Consider the following 17,535-nt stretch of genomic DNA (forward strand, 5'->3'; position numbering starts at 1 on the left):
GGTGACTTTAAGGATACACAGTACCTACTGAGCCTGAAAATAACGGCCAATGGTTTCCACGTCCTTATCGCCGCGTCCTGAACAGTTAATGACAATGCGGGGCTGCCCCGTCAATTGAGGGCATAGGGTTTCCAGATAGGCTAAGGCATGGGCGGTTTCAAGGGCAGGGAGAATCCCCTCCAACTGAGCTAGGCGCACACAGGCAGCCACCGCCTCAGCATCGGTGACACTGTAGTATTCTGCCCGACCAATGTCCTTGAGGTAGCTATGCTCTGGCCCCACCCCTGGATAGTCTAAACCGGCGCTGATGGAGTGGGCCTCAATCACCTGACCATCGGCATCCTGCAATAGATAGCTCATGGCACCATGGAGCACCCCCACTTCGCCTTTGGTGAGGGTGGCGGCATGGTGACCGGTGTCCAGCCCTTGCCCTGCCGCTTCCACACCAATTAAGCGCACTTGGGGTTCTTCAACAAACTCATGGAAAAGTCCCATCGCATTGGAGCCACCGCCAACACAGGCAAGGAGAATATCCGGCAGACCGCCCCATTTCTCAAGACACTGCTGGCGGGTTTCAGCCCCAATGACGGCGTGGAATTCCCGTACTAGCATTGGGTAGGGATGGGGGCCTGCCACTGAACCCAAGATGTAATGGGTGGTTTCAACATTGGTCACCCAATCGCGAATTGCTTCTGAGGTGGCATCTTTGAGAGTTCCTGTGCCGGCACTGACGGGGGCCACTTCTGCTCCCAATAGACGCATCCGCAACACATTTAACCGCTGCCGCTCCATATCCTGCACCCCCATATAAATCACACATTGGAGGCCAAAGCGGGCACACACCGTTGCTGTGGCTACCCCATGCTGACCGGCACCTGTTTCGGCAATAATGCGCTGTTTGCCCATGCGCTTGGCCAGGAGCACTTGCCCGAGGGCGTTGTTGATTTTGTGGGCACCTGTATGGTTGAGGTCTTCCCGCTTCAGATAGATTTGGGGCTGGGCTTGATCATGGGCATAGTGGGCGCTGAGACGTTCGGCAAAGTAGAGGGGACTTGGGCGACCCACATAGTCTTGGAGGAGTTGCTGCAATTCTGCTTGAAAGTCAGGGTCTTGGCGGTAGTGGGCAAAGGCCGCCTCCAATTCACTGAGGGCGGGCATCAGCGTTTCAGGAACATATTTGCCACCAAAGCGACCAAAGCGACCCCGGGAATCGGGGCGAGCAGTAGCACTGAGGGCAGCAGAGGGGGCAACAGTCACGGGCAAATTCCTTTCTTTATTAAGGGTTTCTTATGCGATTGTGCCACGTTACGGGCGGCAACGGCGGGTGGTGCCCAAGGGATTGAGCCACTCCAATAGGCAGGCCTCAAGAACTTGCATTTCGGGAAAGAGACTTTGCTTGAACCACTGGCCGAGGGCATCCAAGGGAGAAAATTCTGCACCAACTTGCCACTTGAGGTTTTGGCTAAGGGGGGTGAGGTGATTCCCCGGTAGCCTGAGGGCAGTGACCATATCGCCAAATTTAGCTCTGAGGAGACTGCGCAGGCGCGCCGTTTGGTCAATGTCATCATCCTGGAAGCGAATCAGGAGGTTGCGGCGCACGGGATAGCGCTCTTGAATGAGCTGTTCGGTTTCGGTTGGGCTGGGGGTGAATTCAACACCGACGGGGGTCAGGTTTTCCATCCAAGGAATGGATTGACTGGCGGGGTAGTTGTTGAAGGCTATGAACATATTCCCAGCCCGATCGCCATCGTAGAGGCTATTGATCAACAGGTGGAGCTTGCAGCCCATACTGTGCCCTAGACCATAGATGGGCAATGCTGGCGGGTAGCCTTGGCGGTACACCAACCAATCAAGGGCATACTCGAGCTTATTGAGGGCATCGAGGGCGATCGCCCCATGATCAAAAGTATTCACAAAGGGTGTGGCAATAATGCCATAGCCAGCCTCCGCTAGGTGCTCCAATAAGCGCCGATAGGTCAATTGCGGTGCCGCTGCCACAAAGGCTCCCCCCAGAAAGTGAATCCACCCCAAGGGACGCTGGGGAATACACAGCCAATTGCCGCGAACCTCTTGCCACTCCAAAATCCAATCACTCCAAAAATGCCTAACTGACTGTAATCTAGCGAATACGGGAAATACAGTGGTACAGGACACGTGATGATTGCAACAGTGATTGGGATAGGGGCAGCCGCCCTAGGATCCCTAGCCCTTTTGGGGGCGATCGCCCTGGAATGGCGGTATCGCCAGCGGCCAGCCCATCCCCTGGAAGTGATCCGTGCTACTTGGAATCTAGAAATCTACGAGCCAACCCACTACCGTTTTGTTGGGCTACTGGGGTTGAGCAATCCCCACCGCGGCCTTGAGGTGATGGTGCCACAGTTGCAGGCAGAGGTGGTGTTGCTGTCTGATGGCAGCGTGGAGGGCATTGAAACGCATGTACAGGTTATCCCCCGCCACCCGGAGCCAGAGTTCCCGCCCCGTGCCGATGGCTATTGGTTTGCCTATATTGTCAAGTCCACAAAGCAGACAAATGTCGAGATTTGTGTGGATTTGCAGGGAATTGGCGTGAGCGAGGTCAAGGCGGCTTGGGTCAAGATTCACTACGTTGCCTATGGCCCCCATGGTCGCTTCCTGAAAACCCATCATGAATTTATCCCCCTGAAATTTCCTGCCAAGGGAGATACGGGTGTGTGGCGGCAGGCAGAGGGGGCGGCGGTACTACCCATTCGCACCCATTTACTGACGCCCTTGGACATTCTCCCCGAGGTGCTCAATCGCTACGTCATGCCCCATGCCCAACCGGGAGATATTGTTGCCATTGGTGAAACCCCCATTGCCATTATTCAAGGCCGTCTTAAGGATCCAGCCCAACTGCGCCCCGGCTGGGTAGCAACGCGGGTCTGTCAATTCTTTCTACCCACCTCCAGTTTGGCCACAGCCTGTGGCATGCAAGCCCTAGTTGAAGAGGTGGGAGAGTTGCGGGTGCTGTTGGCTTTTGTTGGGGGAGCGATCGCCAAAATCTTTGGCCACAAGGGCGGTTTCTATCAATTGGCTGGTGAGCAAGCTCGCCTCATTGACGACGTCACCGGCACGCTGCCCCCCTACGACCAATTTATTGTCATGGGACCTGCCAACCCCCAAGCCATCGTAGATGATCTGGCGGCCCAAACTAGCCTTGGCGTAGCCATTGTTGATGTCAATGATCTAGGAGCAGTCAAAGTTCTGGCCGCAAGCAAAGGGGTTTCCCATGAGCTGCTGATCAAAGCCTTAAGGAAAAATCCCGCCGGCAATGCCGATGAGCAAACCCCCCTTGTGCTAATTCGGCCTTCCCAGTGAAGTGGTTTCTATTAGTTTGGCTGGGAAAGGCTCCCAGCACCACCTGGTCACCTTGTCTCATTTCTCCTTGTCGGTTTCTATTTTGTTTTTGTAAAATTTTAGCTCCACGGCTGCCCGGGGGCGCAATCCCTCGCCAGAACTGGTTTGCAGAAAATTCAAGCACTTCCAAATCTATTAGAAATGCCCCTAAGGCGGATAGTGTCTGGGTGAGGTAAAATTTCTGAACTAGGCGAATATTGGAATCCAGAGGTGCTTGCATTGCCAGCCAATGGCAAGTCTGAAGAGGAGCGATCGCTACAGCCGAATGGCCAAAGCAATGACTCCAAAGGCAATGAGGAGCACGCCGCTGACTCTGGTGATCCAACTCGACCACTGCCGCAGGGCCAGTAGCTTTTGTAGGGCACCACTAAAGGTACCCACCACGATCAGGGGCACGACGTAACCTGTTGTGTAGGCCAAGAGCAAACCTGCCCCCACCCAGAGCTTTTGGGTTGTGGCCACCCACGCCAACAGCGTTGCCAAGACGGGTGTGCTGCAGGGGGCAGCAACTATGCCAAAGGTGGCCCCTAGGGTATAGGACTGCAAGCCCGCAGGGACGCGATCCGGCAGTTCCTCTAGGAAGCGACTGCGGGGAAAGCTGAGGGGCAAGGCCTCGAGCAAATTTAACCCCATGAGAATGGCCACCAAACTAACCACAAGGGTTAACCCCCAGCCCACCTGACCGTAGATGCGCCCGGCCAAGGCCGCTGTCATCCCCAATACCGTTAAGGTGGTGGCAAGACCCAAGGCAAACCAAAGGGACTGGCGCAACACGGAGCCATGTTGCTTGCTGGCATAGCCGGCGATATAACCCACCGTAATCGGCAGCATGGAGAGGGTACAGGGGGTCAGACTGGTGAGCAGTCCCGCCAAAAAGACGATACCGACACTGATCACCGTTAGATCACGGAGTTGACCGGTCACCCACTGGTTGGCCCACTGTTCCAGTTGGTAGAGTCCTAGGCTGAGGCTGGCCATGGTTTTAGGGGCTAAAGGAAACGGCAGGCCCGGCAGTGACAATTACCAGTCGCTCCGGATCAATTAGCTCTCGTAGGGCTTGATTGACCTCCTCTAAGGTCACCTGCTGCAAGCGATCGCTAAACTGTTGCAATTCCTGCGGCGGTAAACCCACACTAGCATTCCCCAACAACGTCCGTGCCACCATATCCACATTCGCCAACTCCACGATATAGGTATTGCTGAGGCTACGCTTGGCCGCATCGAGTTCGGCAGCAGTGAATCCCTGGCGGCGCGCCTCCCGCAGCAGTTGCAGTGTCGCTTGAATGGCCTTGGCGGTATCTTCGGGGGCAGTTTGTAACTGAATCATAAACGGTCCGGCCTGACGACTGGCCGTAAAGAAACTGTAGATACCGTAGGTTAACCCCTGGCGATCGCGAATCTCCGTACCCAAGCGACTGGCCAGCGCATCTCCCCCGAGAATGTGATTCATCAGCATCGCGGCATAGAAGCGAGGATCCCGGCGATCGATCCCCGGTGCCCCTAAATAGGTAATGGCTTGGCTTTTACCGGCAATGACCGCATTCCGAAAGAGGGTTTGCGGGGGCGGCGAAACCGCAGGAAAGGTGAGGGAAAGGGGAGCCGTTTGGGGCTGCCAAGCGCCAAAAATGTCATTGAGGCGCGATCGCACCGCCAGGGGGTCAAAATCTCCCACGAGGGTCAAAATCGTGCGATCCGGCCTATAGGCGGCACGATAAAAGTTCAGGAGGTCTTGGCGTTGAATAGCCTGCACCGACTCCGGGGTGGCAAAGGGATGCAGCGGATGATTGGCTGGATAGAGGGTTTCCTGCAGGACACGGCGCCCCCAGCGCACCGGATCATCCGCCTCCAGACCCAGGGCTGTCAGGTAGCGCTGCTGACTCAGTTTGAACTCTGCCTCTGGGAAGGTGGCTTCCTGCAGCACCTCGCCAAGGGTGGCCAAGAGGGTGGGTAGCTCCCTAGCTAGGGCATAGCCTTCGACATCAACCCCGTCGCGAAGGGCGCTGAATTCAAGGCTAATGCCGCGATCCTCAAGGGTTTGAGCTAAGGTGAGGGCAGTTTTGGTGCGGGTACCGTTAAGCAAATTGGCGGCGGTGAGGTTGGCAACCCCCGGCTGCGTTAGCAGATCATAGCCCGTGCCAGCATCAATCCGCCCCGCCAGGGTAACCGTGGGGGTACTGCGATCCACCAGTAAGAGCACCCGCAGACCATTTTGCAGCGTTAAGGTTTCCACCCCATTGGTTTTGACCGCCGGGGCAGCCTGGGTGCTTCCTGGGGGTAAATAGGCGGCGATGGTTTGGGGATCCACAGGTTCACCGACCAGATTGTGGGCTGTGGTTTGAACCGCCGGCCGACCCGACAGCTCCACATCGACAAATTCACTGGGAATAAATTCCCCGACAATCCAGCGATCGCGCCCAAAATAGGTTTGCACCACCCGTTGCACATCGGCAGGGGTGACCTTTTCAATGGCCGCCAGGTGGCGATCGCTAAAGCGGTAATCGCCCGTGAGGGTTTCATCATTGGCCAGTTGACTAGCTTGGGCATCAATATCGCGATTGCGGAGAATAAAATTGGCCTTAAGCTGTTGTTTGGCGCGTTGCAATTCACCCAGACTGAGGGAACGCTCCGCCACTTGCTGCAAAATCTTGCCAATGGTCTGCTCAATGGTTTCAAGGGATTGATCGGGGCTGGCGATCGCCCCCATTTCAAACCAGCCCCCCTTCTGCAAGGCAGCTACGTAGGAGTAGGCCGAGCTGGCTTGCCCCGTTTCCATCAGTTCCTGATACAGGTACGAACTGCGGCCGCCACTGAGGAGCATATCCAGGACATCCAAGGCCGCTTGATCCGGATGGGTCATCCCTGGAATAGGCACCAAAATCTGGAGTAGCGGCGCACTCCCCGGTTCCCTGAGGCGAATTCGCTGGGCTGAGCCGGCCTCAGGCGGCGGCAGCGGCGGATCGATCAAAGGTTCTGGCGGCTGCGGAATTGCCCCAAAGGTTTTCTTGACCAGCTCCAGTGCCCTCGCAGGACAGACATCGCCAGCAATCACCACCACGGCATTATCGGGGCGATAGTACTGCTGATAAAAACCCCTGACTGCCGGTAGCGTCAACTGCTCCACATCACTGGCTGTTCCCCCCACTGGCAAGCCGTAGGGATGCTTGGGATAGAGGGCCGCTAGCACCGCACGACTGAGGCGATATTCAGGACTATTTTCATAGCCTTGCAGCTCCGAGATCACCACCCGCTTTTCACTTTCAAGGGCATCGGGGGTGATGAGGGTATGGCGCAGGCGATCGGCTTCAAGGATCAGCAGTGGCTCCAGTTGGTCAGCGCGCACCGTGTGGTGGTAGGCCGTCAGGTCATAGCTGGTAAAGGCATTGGAAGAACTGCCCAGGGCATAAAATAGTTGCCCAAACTGCACCGGTCGGCTTTGGGTCCCCTTAAACATCAGATGCTCTAGCTGGTGGGCAATCCCGTTTTCTCCCTTGGGTTCATGGCGAGACCCCACGCGATACCACACCTGCAAACTCACAACGGGCGCCGTGGGAATTTCCTTAATCAGAACGGTCAGGCCATTATCTAAGACCGTTTTGGTCACGCCACTACCGAGTCCTTCTACCATGGCCAGGGGAAAAATTACAGCTAAACTGGTACTCAAGAGCATCAAGCCAACAAATAAGAAGATTCTAACGAATTTTGGAGTGAGCCCTAGGATCATTGTTTCACTGAATTGCCTTTTAATTGCCTTGGGGGGCGATCGCGCTCCCAGAAGTCCTCATCGCCGCAGAAGGACTCGCCAGAACCACCCCTGATGCTGCCGCCATCATGATTGTTGTTATTGTTGTTGCGATTGTTGTTTCATCGTTGTTGCCATCCACACCAGGCGATCGCACAGATAGACTTCAAACTTGTACCCTTGCCAACTCACTTCCATCACCTTGGAGCTTGGGCAGGTCCGTCTGAAGATGAGGAAGAAAAGTACATCTGTTTGCTTTCGGCACCTCTGCGCCCCAGGCCAGCCACTCTCTAAGGACCTTGGCTTGAAATTCCTGATCACCCATCTGCTAGTTGCCCCGCAGGTTCTCTCTATCTTGAATGAATCTTGGCAGAGCGGGTGAAAAAAACGCCTAGGGCACAAAGCGCAGGAATTTTTTCTTGCCCACTTGCAGCACTTGGTTGACGTAGGGTTCTGGCGCGGTGAGGGTAAAATCCACATCGGTAATTTTCTCACTGTTGAGCCGGACACCACCCCCTTGGATTTGCCGCCGTGCTTCGCTGCTGCTGGGGCAGAGCTTGGTGTGACTGAGCACGTAGGTTAGCTTTACAGGAAACTGAAACTCGCCAAGGGAATACTCTGGAATTGATCCCGCCTGTGCCGTTTGCCCTTGGGTGACGATCGCCGCTAGTTCTGCTTGGGTTTGCAGGGCCAGCTCTCGCCCATGGTATTGACTGACCACTTCTAGGGCTAAGGCCTTCTGGCGATCGCGAGGATGAGCGGGCAAACTGTCCAAAGGCAAATCCGTAAGCAACTCAATGTACTGGTTCACCAAAGCATCGGGAATTTTTTCAAGCTTGGAGTACATACTGGCTGCCGACTCCGTGAGCGCCACATAGTTGCCAAGGGACTTGGACATTTTCTGTACCCCATCCGTACCCACTAGGATCGGCATCAGCAGGCCAAATTGCACGGTTGGCAAACGAAAGTGACGCTGTAAATCGCGACCGACGGCAATATTAAACTTTTGATCGGTTCCCCCCAATTCCACATCTGCGGCCACCGCCACCGAATCATAGCCCTGCATCAGCGGATAGAGAAACTCATGGAGAAAAATAGGCGTTTCCTTGGCGTAACGTTCCGCAAATCCCTCCTTGGCCAGCATTTGGCCCACGGTCATCGTTCCCAAAAGCTCAAGCACTTTGCGCAGATCCAGTTTGGCAAGCCACTCTGAGTTGTAGCGAATTTCTAAGCGGCCGGGGGTCTCAAAATCCAAAATCGGCCTCACCTGTTCAAGGTAGGTTTGCACATTGGCTGCTACCTCCTCAGGGCTGAGTTGTTTGCGTACTTCCGACTTCCCCGTGGGATCGCCAATTTGAGCCGTAAAGTCACCAATAATCAGCACGGCACAGTGCCCCGCATCCTGAAACTGGCGCAGCTTGCGCAGGACAATGCTATGACCGAGGTGAATTTCACTGCCGGTAGGATCAATGCCAAACTTAATTCGGAGCGGGCGTTGCGTTTGCCGCAAATAGGCCCAGAGATTTTCCTCGGGTTTGGCGGAATCAGGGACATGGGGGAACGTTTCCACAACGCCGCGCTGGAGCCGTGCAATGGTGGCCTCAAGGTCTGAAGACATCATTTGATTGGGCATTTATGGGCATTTATTGGGGTGAGGACATTTTCTGGTCTAGGATGGCTATGATAGCAATCAATGGCGATCGCGCGGCAATTTTGCCATTCCCGACTTTTATCCAAATAAAAATCGTATACGAAGCAAAAAATAATAGGCCTGAGGCAGCGATTATCGTGTCCACCACTACCCTTGGCAAACATCCCTCCCAAACCCGCCCCCAAGATGAAAACTTCTGGCGTGGGGTACTGCGAATTGCTAACCGCACCTTCCTGGTGGGGATGACCTTTGGGTGTGCGGCTATTGGAGGTGGCCTGTTGGGCCTAGCGATTAGCTTTCGGAATCTTCCGGATGTGCGATCGCTACGGGGCTATGTCCCCACTGAAACCACCCACATTTACGATGCCAAGGGCACACTCCTTGTGAGCCTTCACGATGAAGAAAACCGCGAAGTCGTTTCCCTAAACGAAATTTCCCCCAATCTGAAGCTGGCTGTGCTGGCGATCGAAGACAGCAGTTTCTACCAGCATCGCGGTATTAATCCCATTGGTATTGCCCGTGCCTTGATGGTCAACCTTACCTCTGGGCGTACCGTGCAGGGCGGCTCTACCCTGACGATGCAATTGGTTAAAAATCTCTTTTTGTCTCGCGATCGCTCCATGAGCCGTAAAGTAGCTGAGGCTGTTTTGGCCATGCGCCTCGAGCAGCTCTTCAGCAAAGACGAAATTTTGGAGATGTACCTCAATCAGGTCTATTGGGGACATAACACCTACGGCGTGCAAACTGCAGCCCAAAGCTACTTCAAAAAAATGCCGCAGATCTCACGCTTGCCGAAGCCGCGATGATGGCTGGGATTATTCAAGCTCCAGAAGCCTATAGCCCCTTTGTGGATTTTGATCTCGCCAAGGAACGGCAGCAATTGGTGCTGGAGCGGATGGTGGAGTTGGGTTGGATTACCCCCCAAGAGGCTGCTGCCGCTGCCCAAGAACCCATCAAGCTGGGGGAAATTACCTCCTTCCAGCGCAGTCGTAGCCCTTGGATTACCGATGCTGTGTTGCAGGAGTTGACCCGCCAATTTGGCCGTGAAGCTGTCATTCGTGGTGGCATGCGGGTGCAAAGCAGCCTTGATCTCAAAATGCAAAAAATGGCGGAAGATGCCATCCGACGGGGATATGAAAGCCTGCAAGCCAGTGGTGTGCGTGCAGATCAGTTAGCTTTAGCTGCCGTGGATCCGCGTACCCACTATGTCAAAGCGCTGGTGGGGGGAGTAGACTACAGCCGCAGTCAATTTAATCGAGCTACCCAAGCCCTGCGCCAGCCGGGATCTGCTTTTAAGCCCTTTGTCTATTATGCCGCCTATGCCAGTGGCAAATATACCCCCGATTCAATCATTAGCGACTCGCCAGTGCGGTACCGGGATGGGGACGGATGGTATGTGCCTCGCAACTACGATGGCTCATTTATGGGTGGAATGTCTATGCGCCTGGCCTTGGCCATGTCCCGCAATATTCCCGCAATTGTCCTTGGCCAAGAGGTCGGCATTGAGCGCGTAATTGAAATTTGCCGTACCCTTGGCATTACCAGTCCAATGCTGCCGGTGGTTTCCCTGCCCTTGGGAGCGGTGGATCTCACCCCCTTGGAAATGGCCGCTGCCTATGCCACATTCGCCAATAATGGCTGGCAATCTCCCACGACAACAATTATTCAAGTCACCGATAACAACGGTCATTTGCTGTTGGATCACACACCGCGCCCCAAACTCGTGCTTGATCCTTGGGCTGCCGCCGCCCTAAATAACACAATGCAGAGTGTGATCACCAGTGGCACAGGGACAGCAGCCAACATTGGCCGGCCTGCCGCAGGAAAAACAGGCACCACCTCTTCTGAGCGGGATATTTGGTTTGTTGGTTATGTGCCGCAACTCTCGGCGGCTGTTTGGGCAGGGAATGACAACTATGCGCCCTTGGGGCAGGGGGCAACGGGGGGTGGTTTTATGGCACCCATTTGGCGAGATTTTATGGCTCAGGCCCTCAAGGATGTGCCTGTGGAGGACTTTACCCCGATGTCGAAGTTCCAGCGACCCAAGCCGCAGCGGCAAAAAAATTAACTCTGCTGGTGCAATTCCCGATCCCCCATAGGGTGAAGCGGTTCAGGGATTGATCTTGGCATTGGCGGAGGCCGCGTAGGTTATGGGGGCTGGTTGGGCGTTGCAACTCATTGGCAAAAAGTCTAGTAAAACCATTGTAATTATTCTCAATAAGCTCTGGTTGTTGCAAATGCCACTTGTTGTCGGCTATCATGCAAACCAATACCGGCAGATCAAGCGAATCTCCTATGCCACTTTATACAGCAGCAGCCTTGAAGGCGGAACTGAATGAGAAGGGTTGGCGGTTGACGCCACAGCGAGAAACCATTCTCAATATCTTCCAAAATCTGCCTAAGGGCAATCACCTAAGTGCTGAGGACCTGCACCATGAGCTGCGCAAACAGGGACACTCCATTAGTTTATCCACCGTTTATCGTACCGTGAAGTTGATGTCACGGATGGGTATTCTGCGGGAGTTGGAACTTGCTGAGGGACACAAGCACTACGAATTAAATACCATGTCTCCGCATCACCATCACCACATGGTGTGTGTACAATGCAACCACACGATTGAGTTTGATAATGACTCCATTCTCAAGCAGGCCTTGAAGCAAACGGAGAAATATGGTCTGCAACTGATTGATTGCCAACTGACGATCTATACCATTTGTCCAGAGGCGCTGCGGCGCGGTTACCCGGGACTGCCGGAAAACTGGGTCTGTAGTCGCGCGATCGCCCACGGGACGGAACCCCCCTCGCGGGGTAAATAGGGGATGTTACGGCCTCTAGGGATTGCCCTTGTTTTAATCCCTAACATTCTGGGGGTGGAGTTTCCCCATGGGCAGATGGTCTTTGATCAGCCCCCTGTTTGTGTTGAAGTTGTTCTTGAAGCCCATACCCACTATCCTCAAGTGTGGCTCAGGAATACCACCTACAACTTCGTTGTTCGGATACCGACCACCGCAGGGGACCCCCTTGCCCGTCTTGAGATTCAGCAACCGCCGGGCATTGAGACCATTTACTGGTTGCCCCAACGCCTTTGTGCTTTTATGGGCGATCGCGCCTTGGGTCAAAATATCGCTACGGGTGGCTTGCAATTTTACCGCAATTCTAATTTTTTGCTAACGTGACCGCTGTTGCAACATTACCGCCTCCCCTGCAGCCGGGCGATCGCCTTGCCGTCGCCTTTCCCAGTGGTGTTCTGCGCCAAGGGGAAACTTTTTGGCAGGGGGTGGCCTGTTGGCAAGCCCAGGGCTATGAGGTCATTGTTAATGAGGCTGACTTTGCAGGCTGGGGCTACCTTGCGGGTTCTGATCAACAGCGGCGCGATCGCCTACGGCACTTATTGCAAGATAATTCTATTAAGGGTATTCTCTGCGGGCGAGGGGGATTTGGGGCAACTCGTCTGTTGGAGCAGTGGCAGTGGCCTTCAGCACCCCCAAAGTGGCTAATTGGTTTTTCAGATATTACGGCTCTTCTGTGGAGCTATGCGGCCCAAGGGGTGGCCGGCGTCCATGGTCCAGTCCTCACCACACTGGCGCAAGAGCCCCTTTGGAGTCAGCGGCGTCTTTTTGATCTGGTCCAGGGCAAGCCCCTAGAGCCCCTATGGGGAAGCGGTTGGGGGGGCGGTGTGGTGCAGGGGCGCCTCTTAGTGGGAAATTTAACGGTCGCAACTCATTTACTGGCCACACCTGATTGCCCGCCTTTTGAGCATGTGATCTTGGCCCTAGAGGATGTGGGTGAAGCCCCCTATCGCATTGACCGTATGCTGACGCAGTGGCGCCGTAGTGGAGCGTTGTATCAGATCAAGGGGATTGCCCTTGGCCGTTTTAGTCGTTGTGAGGATCCCACCACGCAACCGAATTTTCGGCTGATTGAGGTTTTGGGCGATCGCTTGGGGGATTTGGGAATTCCCATTGTTAGTGACTTGCCGTTTGGCCATGAGGGGGTCAATGCCACATTACCAGTGGGGGTGGCGGCTGAGCTAGATGGCGATCGCGGTTCTTTGCGGCTATTACTCTGACAAGCTGACAACAAGTAAATCACAAGCTGACAAGGCATCGAAATACCCGATGCGCCGCTGTTAAGGGGGGCCAAAACTAATCGAACCTATAAGCACAAGCCGATCGCGAGTAAACAATGAAATGAAAATCTGAGTGATAAGATATGGGGGATTCCATCAAGGCACGTAAAGAGTTATGGATTTGGTGACACTGGCTGGACAGCTCAATGCAGGCACCATTTTGCCGGAAACCATCGTGATTGTGGCGCTGCTTGTCGTCCTGTTGGCAGATTTGATTCAGGGACGTCAGGCCGATCGCTGGACACCCTACTTTGCAATTGTTGGTTTAGGGGGGGCGATCGCCACGATGATTCCCCTGTGGACTCAGCCCGCAACCGTCAGTTTCTTTGGCAGCTTTATTTCCGATCACCTCAGCCTCTTCTTCCGGGGACTGATTGCCCTCTCCGCTTTGGGCACGATTCTCATGTCCATTCGTTATGTTGAGCAAACGGGCAGTTCCCTCGGCGAATTTATGACAATTCTGTTGACGGCCACAGTGGGTGGCATGTTCATTGCCGGTGCCCAAGAACTGGTGTTTATCTTTGTGGCCCTAGAGACCCTGAGTATTGCCTCCTATCTGCTCACAGGCTATACAAAGCGCGATAGCCGCTCCAACGAAGCCGCCTTGAAATATCTCCTGATTGGTGCGGCCAGTTCTGCCATTTTCCTCTATGGCTCATCGCTACTGTACGGCCTTTCCGGTGGGCACACGCAACTGCCAGCCATTGCCCAAGCCCTGTCCTCCGAATCCTTGGGCCTTGTCGTGGCCTTAGTGTTTGTTATTGCCGGCATTAGTTTCAAAATTTCCGCAGTACCCTTTCACCAATGGACGCCCGATGTCTATGAGGGTGCCCCTACCCCTGTGGTTGCCTTTCTTTCGGTGGGTTCCAAAGCCGCTGGCTTTGCCCTTGCCATTCGCTTTTTGACCTTGGCCTTCCCCAGTGTCACCGATCAGTGGCAACTCATCTTTACGGTGCTGGCGATCCTAAGCATGATTCTCGGCAATGTGGTGGCACTCGCCCAAACCAGTATGAAGCGGATGCTCGCCTACTCCTCCATTGGTCAGGCCGGGTTTGTGATGATTGGTTTTGTCGTGGGCACTGAGGCAGGCTATGCCAGTATGCTTTTTTACTTGCTGGTGTACCTCTTCATGAACCTTGGTGCCTTTACCTGTGTGATTCTGTTCTCCCTGCGCACCGGCACCGATCAAATTAGTGAGTATGCGGGCCTCTATCAAAAAGACCCCCTCCTGACCCTCGGCCTGAGCCTATGTTTGCTCTCTCTGGGGGGGATTCCGCCCCTGGCGGGCTTCTTTGGTAAGATTTACCTCTTCTGGGCCGGTTGGCAAGCAGGTGCCTATGGTCTGGTGCTGCTGGGTCTATTGACCAGTGTGATCTCCATTTACTACTACATCCGCGTTGTCAAGATGATGGTGGTCAAGGAGCCCCAAGAAATGTCAGAGGCGGTGCGCAACTATCCCGCAGTCTCTTGGTCAAGTTTTGGCCTGCGACCTTTGCAGGTGGGTTTGGTAATGACGGTGATTGCCACCTCCTTAGCGGGCATCTTGGCCAATCCCCTCTTCAACTTGGTGAATACGGCAGTATTGGATGTGCCCCAACTGGCTAATCAACCAAGGGTTATGGCGGTCACTTACCAAACTCTAGCGCCGGCAGGCGAATCTTAAGGATGATTTCAATTCCGATCCCCCATCTATCCTCCTAGAATCAGGGTAAAACCATGCTAGGACAAGTCACAGTGGTGGAATTGGCGCAACGCCTAGCCACAGAGGCGGATACCTTGCAACTCATTGATGTGCGGGAACCCGAGGAGTGGGCGATCGCCCATCTTCCTCACTTTACGCCTTTGCCCTTGAGCGCGTTTCCCCAATGGTCGCCCCAAATTTGTCAGCTCTTTGATCCAGACCGGGAAACCTTGGTGCTCTGCCACCATGGTGTACGCTCTGCCCAGATGGGGCACTGGTTAATTCAGCAGGGGTTTCGCAATGTCAAGAATATTGTTGGTGGAATTGATGCCTATGCTGCGGTAGTGGATCCAACCCTTCCCCGTTACTAGTGGATAATTTGGGAGAGTTTTCATGACGTTGAGAGTCGGTATTAATGGCTTTGGCCGCATTGGCCGCTTGGTGCTACGGGCGGGTCTTGCCTACGACAATATTCAGTTTGTTGGCATTAACGATCTCGTGCCTGCGGATAACCTAGCCTATCTCTTTAAGTACGATTCCACCCATGGCATCTATCCAGGTACCGTCAAGGCCACAGCGGAGGGTATTGAAATTGATGGTAAGTTCATTCCCTGTACGGCCATTCGCAATCCAGCAGAACTGCCCTGGGAATCCGTTGGTGCAGACTATATCGTTGAGTCCACCGGGTTATTTACGGGCTATGAGGGGGCGGCTCAGCATTTACAAGCTGGTGCCAAACGAGTGGTGATTTCAGCCCCCACTAAGGATGCCGATAAGGTGAAAACAATTGTTGTCGGTGTTAACCATGATACCTTTGACCCGTCGAGCGATCGCATTGTCTCCAATGCCAGTTGCACAACCAATTGCTTAGCCCCAGTTGCTAAGGTGTTGCACGCAAGCTTTGGCTTAGCAGAGGGCTTGATGACCACCGTGCACTCCGTCACTGCTACCCAGCCCACCGTGGATGGCCCCAGCAAAAAGGATTGGCGTGGCGGCCGTGGCGCTGGCCAAAATATTATTCCGGCTTCTACAGGAGCCGCCAAGGCAGTAACGCTGGTGTTGCCCGAACTTAAGGGCAAGTTGACCGGGATGGCCTTTCGTGTTCCCACCCCCGATGTCTCTGTGGTGGATTTGACCTTCAAAACCGAGAAGGCTACAAGCTATGGGGAGATTTGTGCGGCAATGAAGGCGGCGGCTGAGGGGGAACTCAAGGGTATTCTCGGCTATACGGAAGAAGCGGTTGTCTCCAGTGATTTTATCGGGGATGGCCGCTCCAGTATCTTTGATGCTACGGCGGGGATTCAACTCAATGCCAATTTCTTTAAGGTGGTGGCCTGGTATGACAATGAGTGGGGCTATTCCTGCCGGGTGGTGGATCTGCTCAAATTGATGGCCGCAAAGGATGGTCTGCTCTAGCGACCCAAGTCATGGAGGCTGTGGATGACTTCGCAGCAATGCTGAGTGACCGCTTCTAGGGCAGGGCGATCGCCCGAAGCGGGCGGTGGAATGGCTGCACCAATGCGCACCGTAATTGGAACCGGTCGCGGCAACGTCCCTTTCTTGAGAATCTCCTGGGTGCCCCAAAGGCAAACGGGCAACAGGGGTGCTTGCGCTTTGGCTGCAATCAACGCTGCTCCTAGTTTCGGGTTATAAATACGGCCATCCTTAGTGCGGGTGCCCTCCAAAAAGACTCCTACTGCCCAACCCTGTTCTAGGGCTTTGAGGGCGGCCTGCAATGCCCGCCGATCGCCCGCGCCTCGCTTCACAGGATAGGCGCCATACCACCTAATCAATGTTCGAAAAATGGGAATGTGGAACAATTCCTCCTTAGCCATCCAGGCCACAGGTCGGCGCACACAGTTGGAGATGAGGGGCGGATCAAAGTAGCTGGCATGATTGGCTACCACCACTAGTGGTCCTCGCAGCGGTACCTGGTGGGCACCATAGATGCGCCCCCGAAAATAGGTGTGCAGGAGTGGACTCACCACTGACCATTTGAAGAGATGGTAGAGGAGCAGGCTGATCAGCGGCTCGCGATCGCGACTCACACCAGGCTCTCCAAACTGGCGATCGTTGCCACACCTCTGACATTGATCTCTGGGGTGGTGCGCTTGACCAAGCCAGCTAAGACATTACCGGGACCAATCTCCAGGGCTTGGGTCACTCCCGCCGCCGCCAGGGCATGGCAAGTGTCTACCCAACGCACAGAACCCGTCATTTGGGATCGCAACCGTGCCTTGATCAGTGCTGCATCCGTTGTTGGTTCGGGTTCGACATTGTTCAGGACAGGAAAGACAGCCGCTTGAAACTGGCACTCATCCAACAGTGTGGCAAAAGTTGCCGCGGCCGTCGCCATAAAGGGGGAATGAAAGGCCCCACTGACATTCAAAGGAACCGCCCGTTTGACTTTTATCTTTGCCAGTAGGGCTTCAACGGCCTCGGGCAGCCCCGAAATCACCACTTGTCCTGGATGATTATCATTGGCCAGAACCACATTGGGGGTGCTGGCGATCGCCTGCTGCAACTCCTGGCGGTCAAAGCCAATCAAGGCCACCATCTTGCCTCCACCGGCGGCATTCATCAGTGCGGCGCGCCGCTGCACCAATTTGAGTCCCGTTTCAAAATCAAAGACTTCTGCCGCATAGAGGGCAACATATTCACCGAGACTATGGCCTGCCACGAAGTCCGCCTTAGCTCCCCGTTCCTTGAGGGCATCCACCAGTAGGCTCTCGACGAGAAACAAACTGGGCTGGGTATAGAGCGTTTGATCTAAATTGCCGATGCAACCCGTACAGCAGTCAATGACCGACCACCCTAAAATGGCCGCTGCCTGTTCGCACCGCTCCTTGGCTGGGGGATAGGCTGTCAGCAAATCCGCCATCATTTCTGGATGTTGCGACCCTTGGCCGGGAAATAACCACGCTGTCTTTGTCATCGGCAGTGCTCAACTCAAACCGCA

The 17,535-nt window shown here is 54.6% G+C and carries 14 protein-coding genes and 1 pseudogene; 8 read left to right on the forward strand and 7 right to left on the reverse strand.

Annotation, left to right across the window (positions count from 1 at the left end; translation table 11 throughout):
* Positions 1-24: 24 nt before the first annotated feature.
* Complete coding sequence (gene trpB / locus NK55_RS09400; protein ID WP_024125490.1) at positions 25-1,257, reverse strand: tryptophan synthase subunit beta; 1,233 nt, start codon at positions 1,255-1,257, stop codon at positions 25-27.
* 48 nt (positions 1,258-1,305) lie between these two features.
* Positions 1,306-2,082 carry a DUF1350 family protein gene (locus NK55_RS09405; protein ID WP_024125491.1) on the reverse strand — a complete coding sequence of 259 codons (777 nt, stop codon included), beginning with the start codon at positions 2,080-2,082 and terminating at the stop codon, positions 1,306-1,308.
* Between the two features lie 75 nt (positions 2,083-2,157).
* Here NK55_RS09405 and NK55_RS09410 point away from each other — a divergent pair, with 75 nt between their 5' ends.
* Positions 2,158-3,336: a DUF129 domain-containing protein gene (locus tag NK55_RS09410; protein WP_024125492.1), complete on the forward strand. Its 1,179-nt coding sequence runs from the start codon at positions 2,158-2,160 to the stop codon at positions 3,334-3,336.
* Positions 3,337-3,630: 294 nt separating this feature from the next.
* Here the strand turns inward: NK55_RS09410 and NK55_RS09415 are convergent, their stop codons facing one another.
* The 3 genes from NK55_RS09415 to tyrS form a co-directional block, all read right to left on the reverse strand.
* Positions 3,631-4,353, reverse strand: a complete 723-nt coding sequence (locus tag NK55_RS09415; protein ID WP_024125493.1) for a cytochrome c biogenesis protein CcdA — start codon at positions 4,351-4,353, stop codon at positions 3,631-3,633.
* 4 nt (positions 4,354-4,357) lie between these two features.
* On the reverse strand, positions 4,358-7,096 hold the full coding sequence (locus NK55_RS09420; RefSeq protein ID WP_024125494.1) for a pitrilysin family protein: 2,739 nt from the start codon (positions 7,094-7,096) through the stop codon (positions 4,358-4,360).
* 409 nt (positions 7,097-7,505) lie between these two features.
* Positions 7,506-8,732 carry a tyrosine--tRNA ligase gene (tyrS, locus tag NK55_RS09425; protein ID WP_041429812.1) on the reverse strand — a complete coding sequence of 409 codons (1,227 nt, stop codon included), beginning with the start codon at positions 8,730-8,732 and terminating at the stop codon, positions 7,506-7,508.
* A gap of 275 nt (positions 8,733-9,007) precedes the next feature.
* On the opposite strand from tyrS, the pseudogene NK55_RS09430 reads away from it, so the two are divergent.
* The 7 genes and pseudogenes from NK55_RS09430 (at position 9,008) to gap (ending at position 15,992) form a co-directional block, all read left to right on the forward strand.
* Positions 9,008-10,833 (forward strand): annotated as a pseudogene (locus NK55_RS09430) (transglycosylase domain-containing protein).
* 227 nt (positions 10,834-11,060) lie between these two features.
* Positions 11,061-11,582 (forward strand): transcriptional repressor, encoded by a 522-nt coding sequence (locus NK55_RS09435; protein ID WP_024125496.1) that lies wholly within the window; start codon positions 11,061-11,063, stop codon positions 11,580-11,582.
* Between the two features lie 3 nt (positions 11,583-11,585).
* On the forward strand, positions 11,586-11,942 hold the full coding sequence (locus NK55_RS09440; protein ID WP_024125497.1) for a DUF2808 domain-containing protein: 357 nt from the start codon (positions 11,586-11,588) through the stop codon (positions 11,940-11,942).
* Positions 11,939-12,835, forward strand: coding sequence for an LD-carboxypeptidase (locus NK55_RS09445; RefSeq protein WP_024125498.1), 897 nt, complete (start codon positions 11,939-11,941; stop codon positions 12,833-12,835). The genes NK55_RS09440 and NK55_RS09445 overlap by 4 nt, the downstream gene beginning before the upstream one ends.
* Before the next feature lie 175 nt (positions 12,836-13,010).
* Positions 13,011-14,558, forward strand: a complete 1,548-nt coding sequence (locus tag NK55_RS09450) for an NAD(P)H-quinone oxidoreductase subunit N (RefSeq protein WP_024125499.1) — start codon at positions 13,011-13,013, stop codon at positions 14,556-14,558.
* Between the two features lie 53 nt (positions 14,559-14,611).
* Positions 14,612-14,947, forward strand: a complete 336-nt coding sequence (locus tag NK55_RS09455; protein ID WP_024125500.1) for a rhodanese-like domain-containing protein — start codon at positions 14,612-14,614, stop codon at positions 14,945-14,947.
* A 22-nt stretch (positions 14,948-14,969) separates the two neighbouring features.
* Positions 14,970-15,992, forward strand: a complete 1,023-nt coding sequence (gene gap, locus NK55_RS09460) for a type I glyceraldehyde-3-phosphate dehydrogenase (protein ID WP_024125501.1) — start codon at positions 14,970-14,972, stop codon at positions 15,990-15,992.
* Here the strand turns inward: gap and NK55_RS09465 are convergent.
* Entirely contained in the window at positions 15,989-16,624 is a 636-nt protein-coding gene (locus NK55_RS09465; protein WP_024125502.1) for a 1-acyl-sn-glycerol-3-phosphate acyltransferase, read from the reverse strand. The two genes, gap and NK55_RS09465, sit on opposite strands and share 4 nt — an antisense overlap.
* On the reverse strand, positions 16,621-17,511 hold the full coding sequence (gene fabD, locus NK55_RS09470) for an ACP S-malonyltransferase (protein WP_024125503.1): 891 nt from the start codon (positions 17,509-17,511) through the stop codon (positions 16,621-16,623). Before fabD ends, NK55_RS09465 begins: the two co-directional genes overlap by 4 nt.
* Positions 17,512-17,535: the final 24 nt, after the last annotated feature.

It is taken from the genome of Thermosynechococcus sp. NK55a (assembly GCF_000505665.1).
GTDB lineage: Bacteria > Cyanobacteriota > Cyanobacteriia > Thermosynechococcales > Thermosynechococcaceae > Thermosynechococcus.